At 38.6% G+C, this 18,666-nt stretch carries 15 protein-coding genes; 3 read left to right on the top strand and 12 right to left on the bottom strand.

Annotated features, from left to right (window positions below; all coding sequences use genetic code 11):
* Positions 1-47: 47 nt before the first annotated feature.
* Both NYE67_RS05965 and NYE67_RS05960 read left to right on the top strand, forming a co-directional pair.
* Positions 48-1,016 carry a 4-hydroxy-3-methylbut-2-enyl diphosphate reductase gene (locus NYE67_RS05965; RefSeq protein WP_340729481.1) on the top strand — a complete coding sequence of 323 codons (969 nt, stop codon included), beginning with the start codon at positions 48-50 and terminating at the stop codon, positions 1,014-1,016.
* Positions 1,017-1,159: 143 nt separating this feature from the next.
* Positions 1,160-2,974 (top strand): dihydroorotate dehydrogenase, encoded by a 1,815-nt coding sequence (locus tag NYE67_RS05960; RefSeq protein WP_340729480.1) that lies wholly within the window; start codon positions 1,160-1,162, stop codon positions 2,972-2,974.
* 277 nt (positions 2,975-3,251) lie between these two features.
* On the opposite strand, the gene NYE67_RS05955 is transcribed toward NYE67_RS05960, so the two are convergent.
* The 9 genes from NYE67_RS05955 to NYE67_RS05915 all read right to left on the bottom strand — a co-directional run bounded on the left by NYE67_RS05955 (position 3,252) and on the right by NYE67_RS05915 (position 12,488).
* Positions 3,252-4,373: a Nif3-like dinuclear metal center hexameric protein gene (locus NYE67_RS05955; protein WP_340729479.1), complete on the bottom strand. Its 1,122-nt coding sequence runs from the start codon at positions 4,371-4,373 to the stop codon at positions 3,252-3,254.
* Positions 4,370-5,065, bottom strand: coding sequence for a tRNA (adenine(22)-N(1))-methyltransferase (locus NYE67_RS05950; protein ID WP_191698279.1), 696 nt, complete (start codon positions 5,063-5,065; stop codon positions 4,370-4,372). Before NYE67_RS05950 ends, NYE67_RS05955 begins: the two co-directional genes overlap by 4 nt.
* Positions 5,066-5,203: 138 nt before the next feature.
* Positions 5,204-5,542 carry a c-type cytochrome gene (locus NYE67_RS05945; RefSeq protein WP_340727345.1) on the bottom strand — a complete coding sequence of 113 codons (339 nt, stop codon included), beginning with the start codon at positions 5,540-5,542 and terminating at the stop codon, positions 5,204-5,206.
* A gap of 150 nt (positions 5,543-5,692) precedes the next feature.
* Positions 5,693-6,829: an acyl-CoA dehydrogenase family protein gene (locus NYE67_RS05940; protein ID WP_340729478.1), complete on the bottom strand. Its 1,137-nt coding sequence runs from the start codon at positions 6,827-6,829 to the stop codon at positions 5,693-5,695.
* 175 nt (positions 6,830-7,004) lie between these two features.
* Positions 7,005-7,562 (bottom strand): hypothetical protein, encoded by a 558-nt coding sequence (locus NYE67_RS05935; RefSeq protein WP_340729477.1) that lies wholly within the window; start codon positions 7,560-7,562, stop codon positions 7,005-7,007.
* A gap of 164 nt (positions 7,563-7,726) precedes the next feature.
* Positions 7,727-8,854 (bottom strand): RNA polymerase sigma factor RpoD, encoded by a 1,128-nt coding sequence (gene rpoD, locus NYE67_RS05930; RefSeq protein ID WP_191698283.1) that lies wholly within the window; start codon positions 8,852-8,854, stop codon positions 7,727-7,729.
* 30 nt (positions 8,855-8,884) lie between these two features.
* Positions 8,885-10,714 carry a DNA primase gene (gene dnaG, locus NYE67_RS05925; RefSeq protein WP_340729476.1) on the bottom strand — a complete coding sequence of 610 codons (1,830 nt, stop codon included), beginning with the start codon at positions 10,712-10,714 and terminating at the stop codon, positions 8,885-8,887.
* A gap of 311 nt (positions 10,715-11,025) precedes the next feature.
* On the bottom strand, positions 11,026-11,841 hold the full coding sequence (locus NYE67_RS05920; RefSeq protein ID WP_191698285.1) for a pyruvate, water dikinase regulatory protein: 816 nt from the start codon (positions 11,839-11,841) through the stop codon (positions 11,026-11,028).
* An 8-nt stretch (positions 11,842-11,849) separates the two neighbouring features.
* The gene (locus tag NYE67_RS05915; protein ID WP_340727340.1) at positions 11,850-12,488 is read right to left on the bottom strand and encodes a helix-turn-helix transcriptional regulator; all 639 of its coding nucleotides are present in this window, start codon (positions 12,486-12,488) and stop codon (positions 11,850-11,852) included.
* 397 nt (positions 12,489-12,885) lie between these two features.
* On the opposite strand from NYE67_RS05915, the gene NYE67_RS05910 reads away from it, so the two are divergent.
* On the top strand, positions 12,886-14,274 hold the full coding sequence (locus NYE67_RS05910) for a glycine--tRNA ligase (RefSeq protein WP_340727339.1): 1,389 nt from the start codon (positions 12,886-12,888) through the stop codon (positions 14,272-14,274).
* A gap of 381 nt (positions 14,275-14,655) precedes the next feature.
* Here the strand turns inward: NYE67_RS05910 and NYE67_RS05905 are convergent, their stop codons facing one another.
* The 3 genes from NYE67_RS05905 to NYE67_RS05895 all read right to left on the bottom strand — a co-directional run bounded on the left by NYE67_RS05905 (position 14,656) and on the right by NYE67_RS05895 (position 18,665).
* Entirely contained in the window at positions 14,656-15,429 is a 774-nt protein-coding gene (locus NYE67_RS05905; protein ID WP_340729475.1) for an IclR family transcriptional regulator, read from the bottom strand.
* A 117-nt stretch (positions 15,430-15,546) separates the two neighbouring features.
* Complete coding sequence (locus NYE67_RS05900) at positions 15,547-16,686, bottom strand: CaiB/BaiF CoA transferase family protein (RefSeq protein ID WP_340729474.1); 1,140 nt, start codon at positions 16,684-16,686, stop codon at positions 15,547-15,549.
* A 5-nt stretch (positions 16,687-16,691) separates the two neighbouring features.
* Positions 16,692-18,665 (bottom strand): TRAP transporter permease, encoded by a 1,974-nt coding sequence (locus NYE67_RS05895; RefSeq protein WP_340729473.1) that lies wholly within the window; start codon positions 18,663-18,665, stop codon positions 16,692-16,694.
* Position 18,666: the final 1 nt, after the last annotated feature.

Raw genomic sequence — 18,666 nt, 5'->3', positions numbered from 1 at the left:
ACGTCCTATATAATGAACTTACAGGGCTTTGAAAGGAGTTACGTTAAATGAAAGTTATTAAAATTAATCCGCGTGGTTACTGCTATGGCGTAGTTGATGCTATGGTAATCGCTCGCAATGCTGCACTTGACACTTCATTACCAAGACCAATCTATATTTTAGGTATGATTGTCCACAATAAACATGTAACAGATGCTTTTGAACAGGATGGTATTATTACGCTTGATGGCGATAACAGAAAAGATATTATAGAGCAAGTGGAAGAAGGAACTGTAATTTTCACGGCACATGGTGTATCACCGGAAATACGTGAAATTGCCAAGCGTAAAGGATTGGTATCGATTGATGCCACATGCCCGGACGTTACGGTTACACATGATTTAATTCGTGAAAAAACAGCAGAAGGTTATGACATTATTTACATCGGCAAAAAAGGACACCCAGAACCAGAAGGCGCTATTGGTGTAGCCCCGGACCGTGTTCACTTAGTCCAATCGATGAAAGATATTGATAGTCTATCATTTGAAAACGAAAAAATTCTCGTTACAAACCAAACGACAATGAGTCAATGGGATGTAGCTTTCCTAATGGATAGTTTAAAAGAAAAATTTCCACATGTAGAAGTACACAAAGAAATTTGTTTAGCGACACAAGTACGTCAAGAAGCAGTAGCTGACCAAGCCGGAGCTTCTGATTTATTAATCGTTGTTGGAGATCCAAAATCAAACAACTCTAACCGTTTAACTCAAGTATCAGTGGAAATAGCAGGTACTCCGTCATACCGTATTTCAGATATTTCAGAGCTTCAAATCGAGTGGTTGGAAAATGTTGAAACAGTTGCGGTTACAGCAGGAGCTTCAACACCGACACCAATCGTAAAAGAAGTCATTGCATTTTTGGAAAAATTCGATAAGAACGACCCAGCGACACACGAAATTGTTCGCTCGGTAACGTTAGATAAAATTTTACCGAAAATCAAAACACCTAAGCCAGTAGAAAAAATTATGCCTCATTAATCAATGAAGAACACAAAAATCGATTAGATTGCTTAACGGCGATGTAATCGATTTTTCTTATATACTATTTCATAAAATCCGTTTTCAAATTTACTTTTCTCGTATGGTAAACTGGAAATAAAACGAGAATGGGGTGACTTCAAATGCCAGATTGGTCCTATCATCCTTTAAAAAAGATCGCTTTATCTAAGATGGAAGCGAACAACAGTAGGCAATTCATCCATCATTCTATGCGGACAATTGCTTCTATTCCCGGCGGAAAGCGCCTCATCGAATTTTTAGGTCACAACCGAACTAGCCCGCTTTTGCAGCAACAGGTAAACGGTACTCATTTTAATTCACCTATTGGTCTTAGCTGTAAATTGGACCCTCAACTTACTGGGGTAACGGCTTTTCAGGAACTCGGTTTAAGTTTTATGGAAATTGGTCCTATTTTAGTTAAAAAGCCTGCACGACAACTACCACCAAAGTGGCAGGAGCAGAAAATTTCATTTTCCCATACAGAGGAAAAAGTATTATTAAAAAATGCATTAAAACTAGTAATTACTAAAAATATTCATATCCCTCTGTTTGCACGCTTAGACGAAAGCTTAAATAGGCAGGATTTGTATACATGTATAACACCGCTTTCTCCGTATGTAGATGGGTTCTTTTTATATGCGAGTCAGATAGAACAGCTCGATTCGGACATAGGGGCAACTCTCTATCAAATAATTTCAGGGGATTCTGCTAAGACAATCGAGCAAGTCCCAAGAGCAGTGAGTGGATTTATTATCGATGCCCCTATTACAGCTACCGAGGACCGTTATAGTGAACATAGTGACGCTTTCTCGTTAATGCACCAGGCTGTAAAGGATGTAAAAAGTTCCTTTCCTGATTCCCCTATCATAACTAGCGGAGCGGTAGAGTCACCTTCACAGGCACTTAGTATAAAGGAGTCTGGAGCAGATTTAATCATGCTTTCAGAAGGTTATATAAAGGCAGGGCCCGGCTTACCAAAACGGATTCATGAACGGCTACTCTATGAAAAAGAGCCCGGTAGCCAAGCACAGAGCTGGTATTGGTCATTTTTATTTGGGCTTGGTATTTTAATTGGTGGCTTAATCGCACAGTATTTTGCGCTTACAACCGTCATTTTAAATTATGATGAATCTTTCATCGGTTTAACACACCAACAATTAAATCTCATTAATCCACAAATATTGGCCTTTATGGCACATGATCGAATGTCACTCGCAGGCACGATGATATCTGCAGGAATTCTATATATGTCGCTTGCCTATTTCGGGATAAGGCGTCAGCTGCACTGGGCTAAAGTAGCTTTTCATAGTGCCGCGATTACTGGATTTTTAGGCATTTTACTATTTATAGGCTATGGGTATTTTGATTGGCTACACGGCCTTTTTTGGCTATTATTGCTGCCGCTCTATATACTGAGCTGGCAGGAAAGCAAAACGGCAAACCGCAGCCCGCGTTCTTGGCATGACACAAATGACCGGATCTGGATGCGCGGTGTTTATGGTCAACTGCTTTTCGTTATGCTCGGCTTTTTATTGTTGACTGGCGGAATCGTTATTTCTTTCATTGGTATTACTAAAGTATTTGTCTCGACTGATATTAGCTTTTTATGTATGCCGGTTGATATGCTGCAATCGATAAGCGACATGTTAATACCAGTGATTGCACATGACCGCGCTGGCTTTGGCAGTGCACTGATCAGTGTGGGCATCCTTGTATTATGTCTATCGCTTTGGGGATTCCGCGCGGGTGAACGCTGGTTATGGTTTACGTATGCTTTCGGTGCCCTTCCCGCCTTTTTAGCAGGTATCGGCACACATTTTGCAATCGGCTATACAACATTCATTCACCTGCTTCCGCTCTATCTATTAGTTGTTATCTATTTAATAGGATTAGTAGTTTCGTATCATTATTTAATGCAGCAGCCGGACAAAAATTAATTCAAAATTAAAAGCAGATCAAATTTTACGGATAAGTAAAGTTTGATCTGCTTTATTGCTATAGCGCGCAAAATAGACGGACAAATTCCGCTTATTTATTAATTTAACGAAAAAATAACCAAAATAAGCGGAGATATTCCGCCTATTGATTAAAAAAGCATGTAATTTACAGAATTTCATGTGAATAACCGGAATTCCTCCGTTTATTTCACTTAATTTGAACGGAATTTTGAAAATAAGGGGAATTCCTCCGCTTATTTTTCTCCCTGATCACATGCTAAATAAATTTAAACGGCTCTGTATGCACCTTGGATTGAAGAAACTCAACAGGTAACTTTTTATCATTACATAAAGACGTCATTTTTTCTGCGACTCCTTTAATCATCACTTTTTCTACATGATGACCAGGATCAATAATGCTTAAGCCATCCAATTCCGCACTTTGAGCCATATGGAAGCCAATGTCTCCTGTTACAAATACATCGGCTCCTGCAAATTTTGCTGTACGAATGTACTTATTGCCGTCACCACCGACGACAGCAACCTTTTGCACAGGCTGATCAAGAGGACCTACTGCACGGAGGCAAGGTACATCTAATTGAACTTTCACAAATTCCGCAAATTCACGTAATGTCATCGGTTCTTTTAATTTTCCGATACGTCCCAAACCTTCTTCGTTTGTCGCAACATCCATCGTAAACAAATCATACGCAGGCTCTTCATATGGATGACTATTTAACATAGCCTTTAATATTTTGTTTTTCATCGACTGCGGGAATACAACTTCAACTTTTTCTTCCTGCTCTATATGCAGTTCCCCTATTTCACCTACAGCAGGATCTGCTCCTTCTACTGCGCGGAAACGTCCTTTACCAGCCAGTGTGTAGCTGCATGCTTCATAATTTCCTAATCGTCCGGCTCCAGCTTTAGCTAAAACTTCGCGCAACTCATCAGCATCGTCAACAGGAACAAAAACAGCAAGCTTCATCATTTTTTCCTCGTAGGAAATATCCAAAATTCGTCGCTCTTCCAATTGCAGAGCATCTGCCAATAAGTCATTTACCCCACCTGGTGCGACATCTAAATTTGTATGGGCTGCATATACGGCAATATCGTTTTTTAGACATTTTTCATATAATGCGCCTTGCGGATTATCTGTTCGTAAATTGGATAATTTCATGAAGATCGGTGGGTGATGGGCAATAATAAGTTCACACCCATTTTCAATCGCTTCGTCGACCACTTCATGTGTCACGTCTAACGTAACAAGCACTTTTGAGACGGGTTTATTTAATGTTCCGATAGCCAATCCAATCGGGTCATTAGGCATACATGCATATTTTTTCGGTGACCATGATTCGAACAGTTGAATAATTTCGTTGCCATTTACTGACTTCACGCAATCGCCTCCTGTACCAGTTTTATTAAGTGTGTTAATTCTTCATGCTTTGCTTGATTTTCAGGCGTGCTTTCCGCTTGTGCAATCGCTTGTTGAACACGTTCCCAATTGGCGATTTCGCGCGACCATTTCTGTACAAAAACGGGTGATTTTGTACTCATTAACTTTGGTCCAAGTAAAATTTCTGCTTCCGTTAACTTCATTTCTCCGCGCTGTAAAACGAGCACTTCATAAACTTTGCCGTCCTCTTCCAAAATCACTTCGTCCTGAATTGCCCAACGATTCGCAAGCGCCCATTCCCGAATCGCTTTAGCATGGATATTTGGCTGTAAAATTAGGCGGGTAACCGTTTTTAATGCCTGTGGATGCTTTTCTAGAATTGAAACGATTAAAGGGCCACCCATTCCTGCAATTGTTACTGCAGTTATCTCATCCCCTTCTTCTACTGCAGCTAAACCATCGGCCATGCGAACTGTAATTTTATCGGTTAAACCTTCTGTCCGTACTTGTTTAACTGCTGATTCATAAGGTCCCTTAACTACTTCACCCGCTACTGCACGAGAAGCAATCCCTTTATGCACTAAATAACATGGTAGGTATGCATGGTCACTGCCAATATCAGCTACAACTGCCCCTGTAGGTACAAATGAAGCAACCTTTTCTAGTCGTTTTGAAAGTTTTTGTGCGTTCATATTAAATATCCTCATTTCTATATCACAAACTAACTATATTATATAGAACTTTTGTAAAAACGTCTCTTTCCAACAAATATTTGCATATCAAAAAAGTGCAGAAAATAGATTTCTCTAATTTCTACACTTTTATGATCTTTACAGACCAGAAATATATTCTGCTACCGCTTCCGCTTCAGCTTCGTTTTTAAGAATTGGTGGCATAGCGCCGCTTTCCGAACCATTTAATGCTACATCTTTAATATGTTCTGCATCTAAGCCAACAATACTAGGACCTCCGCCACCAGTTAAATCTCCACCGTGACAAGAAATACAGTTCTTTTGAGCGATATCTTCACCGCTTAATTCAGCAGTTTCGCCTGCATGATCACCATCCGCACTGTTTTTATCAGCTGCACCCTCAAATGACATGAAGAAAATTAGTGCTATACCGAATGCCATGATAAGTGTGTAAGGAATAAGTGGATTGTTTTTCATTGCGTTCCCCTCCCTCATTAAATATTCTATTTCTTTCTAGGCAAATGCCTAGTAAACAATACTAATTGTACTTGATTCACTAGAAAACTAAAAGACCTATCGGACAACTTTTACTAGCTTTGTAACAATTTATCCAATTTGTCATTTTCATCACAATATATGTCTTGCAATTACCATTTTCTGTACTTCCGAAGTACCTTCTCCGATTTCCAATAACTTTGCATCACGTAAATAGCGCTCTACTTCATATTCTTTCATATAGCCATAGCCGCCATGGATTTGAATTGCCTCATCGCAAACTTCCATCGCCATTTCCGAAGCATAGTATTTTGCAATAGCTGCCTCTTTACCGAATGGACGCCCTTGGTCTTTTAACCAGGCTGCTTTGTAAACAAAAGTCCTTGCTAATTGTACTTTTACCTCCATATCAGCCAATTTAAACTGTGTTGCCTGGAATTGTGATAAAGTCTTACCAAATTGCTTACGTTCTTTTGCATACTGAATTGCTTTATCTAAAGCACCTTGGGCAATCCCAACTGCCATTGCCGCAATACCGATACGTCCTCCATCAAGTGTCGTTAAAAATTGCTTAAAGCCATTCCCTCTTACACCTAATAGATTTTCTTCAGGAACACGCACATTCTCCAAAATAAGTTCTGTCGTATTGGATGCATTTAAGCCCATCTTTTCGTACTCTGATTTAATTGTGAAGCCTTGTGTATCAGTCGGCACAATGATTGCACTAATTTCTTTATGTTCTCCATTACGGCCCGTGATCGCTGTCAACGCCAAATGTTTTGCGAAACTAGCATTTGTTATAAAAACTTTTGACCCGTTAATAACAAATTCACCATTTTCCAATGATGCCGTCGTTTCAGTACCCCCAGCATCCGATCCAGCGTTAGGTTCAGTTAATCCGAACGCGCCAAATGATTCCCCTGTACAAATCGGTGTTAAATATTTTTCCTTCTGCTTCTCTGTACCGAATAAATGTAATGGTGCGCCGCCTAACGAAATATGAGCCGAATATGTAATACCTGTAGATGCACATGTACGGCTTAATTCCTCTGTAACAATAGCAAAACTAATCGTGTCTGCTCCTGCCCCGCCATATTCTTCCGGAAACGGTAACCCCATAATCCCCATATCAGAAAGCTGCTTGAAAACCTCTACTGGAAAGGCTTTATTTTTATCACGTTCGATTGCTCCCGGTGCCACTACTTCATCTGAAAATTCCCGAATCATTTTTTGTAACATGCTTTGCTCTGTTGATAAATCAAAATTCATAACATTCATCCTCTCACCCTCAATGTGCTACATTTCCATTGTAATCTAAAAATATTGTTTTTTACAGAAAATATACGCGTTTTATAGAGAAATTTGTAGAATGATATAATAAAAAAGCTATATAAAAAGTTCATAACTTTCTACATAGCCTCAATTTATAATTATGTATTGTTGCTTAAAGGAAATAAATCCAAGCACTGATTATTACGAGTAAACCAAGAATGCCTGAAATCGTAAAATAAATAATTTTCATCATAATGCCACTTATTAACCAAAATACACAGTTAATAATTAAAAAGATATAAAGCATCTCATTATTGCCGGCAAAATATGTGGTACTTACTTTTAAGGTAACACCTAAAGTCGCTAAAGCTGTGGCCAGTTGTAGCATGACTGCCAATAGATGGTTTCTTTTAGCGAAATAGAGCGCTCCGATCAGGCAGCTAACTGCAAACACAGCCGCTACAGCAATGACTACCCATTCAAATTGAATGGTGAACAGCAATAATAAAATGACAAACGCACTTATAGGAAAAAATACAGCTAAATTAAACTTTTTTCGTTTTTCAACATTATGTATCGCTTTTTTGGCCTGACCTGTGATTTCATCATCGCTATGATTGCCTTCTGAATAAAGTGTCATTAAAAAATCGCAATACTGCCCTGGCAACAATTTATTTTGTTTCCAAAAGCTAATTTCATTCATAATAATCTGCTTTTTCTGATTTGACATGACTTCGCCCCATATATGTAAGTTATATATATAATTGTAATTAATACTTCAAGAATGAACATCAGCATAAAGTAACGGCACCGTTCGCAAAAACCAATACTTATTAACTAAAATACATAAGAAAAAAAGATGAAGAAAAAAATTCTTCATCTTTTCCATATTCCCTATTCTAGGAAGTCTTTCAAGCGTTTTGAACGAGATGGGTGGCGAAGTTTACGTAATGCTTTTGCCTCGATTTGACGAATACGCTCACGTGTAACGCCAAATACTTTCCCTACTTCTTCCAATGTACGAGTACGACCATCATCTAAACCGAAACGTAGACGTAATACATTCTCTTCACGGTCTGTTAATGTATCTAGTACATCTTCCAGCTGTTCTTTTAAAAGCTCATATGCTGCATGATCAGAAGGTGATTGTGCTTCTGAGTCTTCAATGAAGTCTCCTAAGTGCGAATCATCTTCTTCCCCAATTGGCGTTTCCAAAGAAACCGGTTCTTGAGCAATTTTCAAAATTTCACGTACTTTTTCAGGTGTTAAGTCCATTTCTTCTCCAATTTCCTCTGGAGATGGCTCACGACCTAAATCTTGCAGAAGTTGACGTTGAACACGGATTAATTTGTTAATCGTTTCAACCATGTGCACTGGTATACGAATCGTACGTGCTTGGTCAGCAATGGCACGTGTAATGGCCTGACGAATCCACCATGTTGCATATGTTGAGAACTTAAATCCTTTGCGGTGATCAAACTTTTCAACTGCTTTAATAAGTCCCATGTTTCCTTCTTGGATAAGGTCTAAAAACAGCATGCCTCGACCAACGTAGCGCTTTGCAATAGATACTACAAGACGTAGGTTCGCTTCTGCCAAACGTTTACGAGCTTCTTCATCACCTTGCTCAATGCGTTCTGCTAAACGAATTTCTTCCTCAGCAGAAAGTAAATCCACACGTCCAATTTCTTTTAAATACATGCGTACTGGATCGTTAATTTTAACACCCGGAGGAACACTTAAATCATTTAAATCAAAAGCTTCTTCACTAGATTCTTGTTTAGAAAGTGCTTCTTCTTCAAATTCTTCTTTACCTTCAACAGTTACATCATTTTTTTCGATCTCATCGGCAAAGTTGAAAATTTCTTCATTTTCTAATTCAAAAAAGGCTAATGTATCTGAAATTTCCTTCATTGACATTTCGCCAACTTGTTTTGCTTTAGCTAAAAGTTGCTTTTTTACTTGCTCTAATGAAACCCCGTTTACCACCGTATCTTTTGAATGTTTTGACTTGTCCGCCATAAACCTTCCTCCTTCTAAAAACAAATCGAGTTAAACGCCCATTTTTATCCTTCTGCTTAATTCGATAATTTGCTGGGCAATTTCAAGTGCTCGTCTATGCTCGTGCATCTTTTCTGCTTCTTTTTGTTTATGCTTTAGTTCTTCTATTTTTAGTTCTAATCGACGTTTTTCGATTTGTTTTAAACAATCGTTAATTTCCGCTTCTCCATTATCAGGGTCACGTTCAAGTAACGCAGCATCCATCACAATTTTGCGTAAATCATTATCATTTAAAACTTCAACGAACCGATGAAAATCAGCCATTTCATATTCTTCGTAAAATCCGATTAAACGTACAAATACGGATAAATATTCCTCATGAATGAACGGTTCATTATTTCCTTCTCGAAGCACTTTGTTCACAATATTTACATCATGCAACATATAGGCTAAAAGTATACTTTCTGCACGATCTGTTGCATCTTTTTTGCGATCCCGCTGCATTTGGGTACTCGATACATTCACTGTACTTTGTTCGCGTTTTTTTTCTTTCACATTATCCGCAGCGATTTTTCGTAATTGCGTACTAATCGCTTCTTGAGAAATATTAGTCTCATTGGAAAGTTGACGAATGTATAAATCTCTTTCAATAGGAGAAGTATTATTTTTTAACGTCTCAAGTACTTCCTGAATGTACTGAAGTGTGTCATTTTCAAACTGAAAATTTTTGCCACGTTTAGCATGCATCATCATAAATGCAATATACGCGTGTGGCTTTTCGATTATTTGGTTTTTAAATGCTTCTTGACCATGTGTACGAATGTAATCATCCGGGTCAAGTTTATCCGGTATAACAGCAACTTCGACTTTAATTTTTTCTTCATTGAGCATTTGTGCAGCCCGCTTTGCCGCTTCAAAACCAGCATTATCACCATCATAGCAAACTGTAACTTGCTGAACTAAGCGTTTGAGCTTTGTAATATGCTGGGGTGTTAGCGACGTACCCATCGTTGCAACTGCATTGAATATGCCTGCACGATTAGCTGCCAATACATCAATAAAGCCTTCCATTAAAATAACTTGTCTTACTTTTCGAATTGATGCTCGTGCCTTATCTAAATTATAAAGCACTTGACTTTTATGAAAGATAGGCGTTTCAGGACTATTCAGGTACTTAGCATCTTCGCCATCCGTATTTAAAATCCTGCCTGAAAATGCTATTGGCTTTCCATTTTCATCTCGAATAGGAAACATAATCCGTCCACGGAAACGATCAAAATAGCTGCCGTCGCTTTCTTTTTGGATAATAAGACCGCTTTCAGCCATTTCCGATAAGTCATACCCTTTACGCTCCAATAATATTGAAAGCGTATCCCAATTCGGTAAAGCCCATCCTATTTGATGTGTTTCGATTTGTTCCTGTGTAAATCCTCTTTCAAGTAAATAATTTAATGCAGGTTCGCCGTCTTCAGTGTTTATCAAAATATGATGATAAAACTCTACTGCAAAATTATGAGCTTCTCTCATTTGTTGTTCTTTTTTTGAGACGGTCGAATTCGACATTGTCTGTTCAGTCGATAATTCCATTTCTAACGGAATCCCTGCACGCTGACTTAATTTAATGAGTGCATCTGGAAACGACAATTGTTCAATGTCCATTACAAAAGTGATTGCATTTCCTCCAGCGCCACAGCCAAAACAATGAAAAATCTGTTTATCGGTAGAAACGGAAAATGAAGGTGTTTGCTCTCCATGAAACGGACATAAGCCGAAATAGTTGCGCCCTTTTTTCGTCAATTGCATATAATCACTTATAACATCGACTATATCCGACTGCGAGCGAATTTGTTCAATCACATGTTCAGGTATTTTTCCAGCCACATTATCACCATCTACACTATTCGAGATAAATTACAAAAATCCTCTAAAATACGACAAAATTTATAAAACAAATTTGTAATTACTCTATAATTAATATTTTTACCACAATTTTAATATTATAAAACAAAAAGACTACTGTTGCTATAATTTTTCGTAAAAAATATAAGAAAAAAGGCTAAATAGAACGATTTTTATCGATTTCTATAAGTTTTAACTAGATCAAAAGTATAAATCTTAATATATCAAAAGAATAAAATATCCTTCCACTAAAAAAACCTCCCCTTCTAGTTGTCAAGAGGTGGCTTTAGAGTCTATTTACATTCAAGCTCTAGCATATCTAATATTTTATGGGCTGTTTCTTCTACAGCACGATTCGTCACATCAATGGCACGACAGCCAATTTTATCGACAATGCTATAAAAGTAGCGAATTTCTTCTTCAATTCTATTATGTTGTGCATAAAAAGCATCTTCTGTTAAACCTAACGTAATTAAGCGCTCTTTCCGAATGTTATTTAACTTTTCAGGCGTAATGACCAACCCAAAGCACTTTTTCGGATCAATTTGCATTAATTCTATAGGCGGCTTAACTTCAGGGACTAGTGGAACGTTCGCTACTTTATATCTTTTATGCGCTAAATATTGGGATAAAGGTGTTTTTGAAGTTCTTGATACACCAATTAGTACAATATCGGCCAGTAAAATACCGCGCGGATCTTGTCCGTCATCATATTTTACAGCAAATTCAATCGCTTCGATTTTCTTGAAGTAATCATCATCCAATTGATGGACTAAACCAGGCTTTTGCAAAGGCTTCTCATCAAAGGAAGTTTCGATTAAATCGAGCATTGAACCTAATAGGTCAATAACAGGTACATTATATTCCATAGCAATTTTTAGTAGGGCAAGACGCATGTTCTTTTCAACTAGTGTAAATACAATTGTCGCCCCATTTGTTTGAGCAATCTGCACAATTTTTTCAAGCACATCTATATGTGTTATATGTGGAAACTTACGAATTCTTACTTTTTCGAAGTTTGGTCGAAATTGGCTAACTACGGCTTTAACAGCTGCTTCTCCTGTTTCCCCAACAGAATCGGATACGACAAATATTGTCAACTTTTTCATAAAATCACCTATAAATCATGAGTTTCAGCTAATGAGATAAATGCACGGGTAATACTTGTTTTCGTTAATCGTCCCGTGATAATAAGCCCTTGCTCAGTTTCTTCTACAACTGGCACAGAATCAATTTCCCGTTCAATTAATTTTTTTGCTGTATTTACTAATGTATCGGATTTAAGACAATACGCGATATTCGGCATTCTTGTCATAATTATATGCACAGGCATTTTATTTAAATCCTGAGTCCCGATACTGGAACGTAATAAGTCTTTTCGCGATAATACACCTTGCAGCATTTCATTTTTATCAACTACAAACAGAGTCCCTACATCTTCAGAGAACATATGTATTATAGCTTCATATACTGTCATCTCTTCTGAAACAACTACAGGAACAGATTGGAAATCTTTTACTTTTAAATTTAGCATCGATTCTGTAAAGGCAGCCGTTGATTTTTTCCCCGCATAAAAATAGCCGACACGAGGTCGCGCATCCAAAAAACCTGCCATCGTTAATATGGCTAAGTCCGGTCTTAAAGTAGCTCGTGTTAATCCTAGGCGCTCGGCAATATGTTCGCCCGTAATAGGACCATTTTCTTTTACAATTTGCAAGATTGCATCTTGACGTTTATTGAGTTCGATTGGACTCACCCGCTTCAAATAATGTTATACTTTTTCCTCAATTATTATATACTATTTTCTTCTATATTGCGAAGAAAACAATCCCATGCTACAATATGAGCGAACAATTTAATTTCATATGTAAGCGATGAAGGGAATAATAAGTATCAATTCTAACATGAGCGAGTAGGGATAGTGCAAGCCTACAGCGAATTGAGAAACGGCACCCCTGAGCTCATTTTATAAAAGAGGTTTTTATTTATTTAAAAACAAGCGGGGTGGAACCGCGGGTATATCGTCATGATGCACTCGTCCCCGGGCATGAAGTTTGTGCCCGGAGACGGGTGCTTTTTATCTTCTTGCAGCGCGTACCGAAGAAATTCTGATACTGCGCTCAATTATTAATATTTATTAGGAGGGATTTTTCATGGCAGAAAAATCAATGGAAACTATTGTATCATTAGCAAAACATCGCGGATTCGTATTCCCTGGATCTGAAATTTACGGTGGTTTAGCAAACACTTGGGATTACGGTCCACTAGGTGTGGAATTAAAAAACAATGTTAAAAAAGCTTGGTGGCAAAAATTCGTTCAGGAATCTGAACACAACGTAGGATTAGACGCAGCAATTTTAATGAATCCAAAAGCTTGGGTTGCTTCTGGTCACGTTGGTAACTTCAACGACCCAATGATCGACTGTAAATCTTGTAAAGCTCGTCACCGTGCAGACAAATTAATCGAGGATGCAAACTTAGCTAAAACGGGCGAAGAAATCATCGTTGACGGTATGACATTCGACCAAATGAAAGCAAAAATGGAAGAGCTTGAAGTAGCTTGTCCTGATTGTGGCAAAATCGATTTCACAGATATCCGTCAATTCAACTTAATGTTCAAAACGTTCCAAGGTGTAACTGAATCTTCAACAAATGAAATCTTCCTACGTCCTGAAACAGCACAAGGGATCTTCGTGAACTTCAAAAATGTTCAACGTTCTATGCGTAAACGTACACCATTTGGTATCGCACAAGTAGGTAAATCTTTCCGTAACGAAATTACACCAGGTAACTTCACATTCCGTACACGTGAATTTGAACAAATGGAATTAGAATTCTTCTGTAAGCCAGGTGAAGACTTAGAGTGGCACGAATACTGGAAAAACTTCTGTAAAAACTGGTTATTAAACTTAGGCATGAACGAAGAATCTATGCGTATGCGTGACCATGAGGAAGATGAGTTGTCTCACTACTCAAATGCAACTTCTGATATCGAATTCCGCTTCCCATTCGGCTGGGGCGAGCTATGGGGTATCGCTGACCGTACAGACTTCGACTTAAAACAACATATGGAGCATTCAGGTGAAGATTTCACGTACATTGATCCAATTACAAACGAACGCTATGTACCATACTGCATCGAGCCATCTTTAGGTGCTGACCGTGTAACATTAGCATTTTTATGTGACGCTTATGATGAAGAAGCGTTAGAAGGCGATGACAAACGTACCGTATTACGTTTCCACCCTGCACTAGCACCATTCAAAGCAGCAGTGTTACCATTATCGAAAAAATTATCAGACGAAGCAGGCGAAGTATGGGCTGACTTACGTAAATCTTTCCCGGTTGACTTCGACGAGTCTCAATCAATCGGTAAACGTTACCGCCGCCAAGATGAAATCGGTACACCATTCTGTATCACATACGATTTCGATTCAAAAGAAGACGGCCAAGTAACAGTTCGTCACCGTGATTCTATGGAACAAATCCGCATGCCGATTGCTGAGGTTAAGGCTTATATTGAGAAGCATTTAGTATTCTAATTCCCAAATAAATATGGATAATTAAGGCACTTTCCGTTCGTTCTCGTATAGAAAGTGCTTTTTTTCTTACCCTATTATATTTAGTAACTTCAATATGAACTGAGCAATGAAAATAAGCGGAGTTTTTGCTGTTATTTTAAAAATGGCGCTTATCTTTGAATAAATAAGGGGAGATTTTCCTCTTATGGTACGTAAAAAGCCATCCTACCTATGTTATTTGGGTCAATAGACGGAATTTCTCCGCTTATTTTGGCTATTTTTTTACCTTTTTCTAAATAAGCGGAATTTCTCCCTCTATTTCTCCAGTTACAGCTTTCCCCCACCGCCATCATCCCGCAAAAAACAAAACAATCCAACCGATTCATACCCGGTTGGATTGTTTCATTTATTCAGCTGCTTTTCAATATCGAATTTAGCCTGCAGGATCAAGTCGCGCAACGTATTAAATTGCCCCTCATCAAAACGTGCTTCCGGAATAATAATCGCAATGGATGCAATCGGTCTTCCATTTGAAATAATAGCTGTACTGAATGAACAGGCCCCAACAATACGCTCTGCTCTTGTGAAAATGTATTGTTGTTCACGTACTTGCTGTAGCTGTTGCATCAATTGTTCACGATCAACAACCGTATTTTCTGTCACACGCTGTAATTCCACATTATTTAAATACTCATCAATTTCTTTCTGGGGTAAGAACGCCAGCATTGATTTTGCAGAGGCGCCTGCATATAGCGGCGACGTATCTCCTACATGATTACGGGCCGATAATGCATAATTACTTTCAATGTTCATAATACAACGGCGCTCATTGCCATCAATAGTACTCATCGAAATACTTTCATTTGTTATGTGGTTAAGCTGTTGAAGAATAGGCTGCGCAATTGTAATGATGCTGGATTCTTCCTCGACTAACTTCCCTAAGTGAATTAATGATAAGCCTAGTTGATAATGTTTTGTGCGCTCATCTCGAATCAGGAATCCTTCGTATACTAAAGTAGCTACAAATCTTTGCAGACTTGATAAGCCGATTCCAGTTTTTTTATTTAATTCTGTTAAAGACAGCTTTGGTTGTTCTTTTGTGAAGGCACGTAGTATAACTATTGTTTTTTGTACGGTTTGCATTAAATACATTTTTTCAAACTTGTTTTGCTCCATCCAGACGCCCCCTTTTCCTAATAGTATCAAAAATAATTGGAAGAAAAAAGAAGGGCTTATGCTAAAAGTCACAATTACCTTTTCCGCCATTTATTCAATGGCAAAAATCTTTATACTTCAGCTTTTATTCATTTTCAAAATTTCTTCAGTATGCTCACCTAAAAGTGGTGGACCGCTATCGTAGGAAATATTCAATTCGGAATATTGCAAGGGATTTTTCACAAATTTTACAGTACCGTATACTGGATGATCCATCTCCCCTATTAAATTGCGTGCAATAACTTGAGGTTGTTGAAACGCCTCTGCTACAGTATTGACGCGTCCACCCGGAATTTTAAACTGCTGCAATAACTTGATCCATTCATCACGGGTTTTTGTTTTAGTAACCTCAGAAATTAACGCCGTCAATACAGGTTCATTTTGCTTACGTAGCGTATTCGTTTTAAAACGTTCATCCAAAGTCCACTCACGTCGATTAACCATTTCACAAAACTTTCTAAACTGATCTTCGGTCCCTACACAAAACATGAGCGGACCATCTGCACATTCAAATACTTGATAAGGTGCTACGTTATTATGTTTGTTACCGAGCCTCGATGATTCGAAGCCTGTATTTAAATAGGCACTTGAAATATTCGCAAGGGAGCTCATCTGTACGTCAAGCAGTGCTAAGTCGATAAACTGACCTCGCCCCGTTAAATCACGCATGCGCAATGCTGATAAAATACCGATTACTACATAATGGGAGGTTAAAATATCAGCAATTGGCACTCCTACTTTCGTCGCTTCCCCATCCGGATGTCCTGTTACATCCATTAAGCCGCTCATTGCCTGAATGACTGGATCAAATCCGGGTTCGTTGGCAAGAGGTCCCGTTTGACCAAAGCCGGTCACAGAGCATTGAATGATGCGCGGATTAATTTGTTTCAAATTTTCATAATCGAGCCCCATCTTTTTCATATCGCCCGTTTTAAAGTTATCAATAATAACATCCGACTCTTTTATTAAATCCAATAGGACCTCTTTATCCGAAGTATCCTTTAAGTTTAAGATAATCGACTTTTTATTTCGATTGGCACTAATATAATAAGTGCTCTCACCATTTATGAACGGACCCCAATCACGCATACTGTCAGAGCCATTCGGATGCTCGATTCGAATAACCTCTGCCCCTAAATCCGCTAAAATCATCGTTCCTGCTGGTGCCGCATAGACACGGGATAAATCCAATATTTTAATATTTTCCAATGGGCGCATCCCCATCACCTCGCTTCTTCACCTTTTATTAACGATGGTACAACTTTACGTTCAGGCTGCTTCATCATAATTTGTGTTGTAACAGCAATGCCAATCAATGCCAAAGCAATTAAGTTATAGATTATAGTTGTATCCATTAGCGCAATTCCTGCGAAAAAGAAAACAAGACGCTCCATAAAATATGTTCGGCGAAGTAAATACCCTTTAATACCAGCCGCGATCGATACGCCACCGATACATGCTGTAATTGCCGCTATAATGTATTCTTCGATTGTTCCGCCTGTGAGCAGAAGGGCCGGATTGAAAATGAAGAAGAACGGTACAATAAAGCCAATCAACCCTAAGCGAACCGATTCAAACGAGACTTTATTCGGCGATTCACCTGCAATACCGGCAGCTGCATATGGTGCTAATGCTACAGGTGGTGTAATACTGGATAAAGCAGCAAAGTAAAAGGCAAACATATGGGCTGCAATCGCCGGTACACCTAATTGAGTTAAAATCGGTACTGAAATCGTTGCCACAATAATATATGCTGCAGTTGCCGGGATACCCATCCCCAATACGATACTTATAACCGCTGTTAAAATAGCCGCCAGCATGACACTGTCTCCAGCAAAGCTTAATACGTTATTACCGATGATTAAGCCGATACTTGTCAATGTAATTGTTGCAATGACAATGCCGACAATCGCACAGGCAATCCCAACACTTATTGCTCCTTTGACCCCTTCAACGACCGAATCAATCACCGTCTTTAAGCTCATACGTGTATGTTTTCGAATAGCCGCTGTCGGCACTACTGCAAATAACGCAAAGATTGCTGCATATATTGGTGAAAATCCGGCAAACAACATAAATAATAAAATAATTAATGGAATTGATAAGTGGCCGCCATTTTTTAAAACTTGCTTGGCAACGGGAATATTTTCTTTTGAAATACCTGATAACCCCATTTTTTTCGCTTCAAAATGGACGATCATAAACAACGTTAAATAGTAGAGAACTGCCGGTATAATGGCAGCCAACATCACGACTGAATACGAAACACCTATGTATTCTGCCATAATGAAAGCAGCTGCACCCATGACTGGCGGGGCAATTAAACCCCCTGTTGAAGCAACTGCCTCTACCGCTCCTGCAAATTTTTTCGAATAACCGGCCTTTTTCATCATTGGAATAGTAACTGTACCGGTTGTAACAACATTACTTACAGCACTTCCGCTAATCGTTGCCATTAGCGCACTAGCGAATACTGCTACCTTTGCCGGGCCACCTGCTGTACGCCCTGCAATTGTTAGTGCCAGGTCATTAATGAAATCTGAAAAGCCACTATTTTTCAAGAAGGCACCAAACAGTACGAAAATGAAAATGTATGTTGCCGATACACCAAGTGCAGTACCGAAAATGCCTTGTCCACCCCAGAACATAATATTGATGATACGTTCTAAGCTGAATCCGTAATGTCCTAGAATACCTGGAATATATGCACCGAAGAAGTTGTAGGCTAAGAAGAACAGCGCAATTAATGTCAGTGCATTGCCGACAACGCGGCGTGCTGCCTCAAACAGTAACATAATAGCTATTGCGCCGACCCATAGATCAAGAACCGTATTTTCTCCTGCGCGGTCCCGAACTAAAATATCGTATACAATAACAAAATATAGCGTCACGAATATCGATAATGTAATACAAATGCTATCAAACCATGTTGGCAATCTTCTCGTCCCTACACTTTTCTTTGTTGCCGGATAAAATATAAAGCTAAATAAAAGTAGAAATCCTAAATGCCAGGCACGGAACTTTGTTGCTTCCATTACACCGATACTGCTCATATAAATTTGGAAAATAGACCAAACAATTGCAACTCCAATAACAATTTTGCCAAATAAGCCAACATAGGTACGGGAATTTATATTTTTATCTTCGAGATCCATTAGCTGCTGTAGCTCATCTTTTTCAAGCGATTTTCCAGTCATA

This window comes from Solibacillus sp. FSL W8-0474, from assembly GCF_038004065.1.
Taxonomy (GTDB): domain Bacteria; phylum Bacillota; class Bacilli; order Bacillales_A; family Planococcaceae; genus Solibacillus; species Solibacillus faecavium.
Note: the sequence above shows the minus strand (reverse complement) of the source record. Positions and strands in the feature narration are given on the sequence as shown.

Bases quoted from the DNA above. Each gene is read 5' to 3' on its own strand.
- NYE67_RS05960 (WP_340729480.1), top strand. From the start codon at position 1,160: ATGCCAGATTGGTCCTATCATCCTTTAAAAAAGATCGCTTTATCTAAG.
- rpoD (WP_191698283.1), bottom strand. From the start codon at position 8,854: ATGGCGGACAAGTCAAAACATTCAAAAGATACGGTGGTAAACGGGGTT.
- NYE67_RS05900 (WP_340729474.1), bottom strand. From the start codon at position 16,686: ATGCGCCCATTGGAAAATATTAAAATATTGGATTTATCCCGTGTCTAT.
- NYE67_RS05895 (WP_340729473.1), bottom strand. From the start codon at position 18,665: ATGACTGGAAAATCGCTTGAAAAAGATGAGCTACAGCAGCTAATGGAT.
- NYE67_RS05965 (WP_340729481.1), top strand. From the start codon at position 48: ATGAAAGTTATTAAAATTAATCCGCGTGGTTACTGCTATGGCGTAGTT.
- NYE67_RS05940 (WP_340729478.1), bottom strand. From the start codon at position 6,829: ATGAATTTTGATTTATCAACAGAGCAAAGCATGTTACAAAAAATGATT.
- NYE67_RS05945 (WP_340727345.1), bottom strand. From the start codon at position 5,542: ATGAAAAACAATCCACTTATTCCTTACACACTTATCATGGCATTCGGT.
- NYE67_RS05910 (WP_340727339.1), top strand. From the start codon at position 12,886: ATGGCAGAAAAATCAATGGAAACTATTGTATCATTAGCAAAACATCGC.
- NYE67_RS05935 (WP_340729477.1), bottom strand. From the start codon at position 7,562: ATGTCAAATCAGAAAAAGCAGATTATTATGAATGAAATTAGCTTTTGG.
- NYE67_RS05950 (WP_191698279.1), bottom strand. From the start codon at position 5,065: ATGAACGCACAAAAACTTTCAAAACGACTAGAAAAGGTTGCTTCATTT.
- NYE67_RS05920 (WP_191698285.1), bottom strand. From the start codon at position 11,841: ATGAAAAAGTTGACAATATTTGTCGTATCCGATTCTGTTGGGGAAACA.
- NYE67_RS05905 (WP_340729475.1), bottom strand. From the start codon at position 15,429: ATGGAGCAAAACAAGTTTGAAAAAATGTATTTAATGCAAACCGTACAA.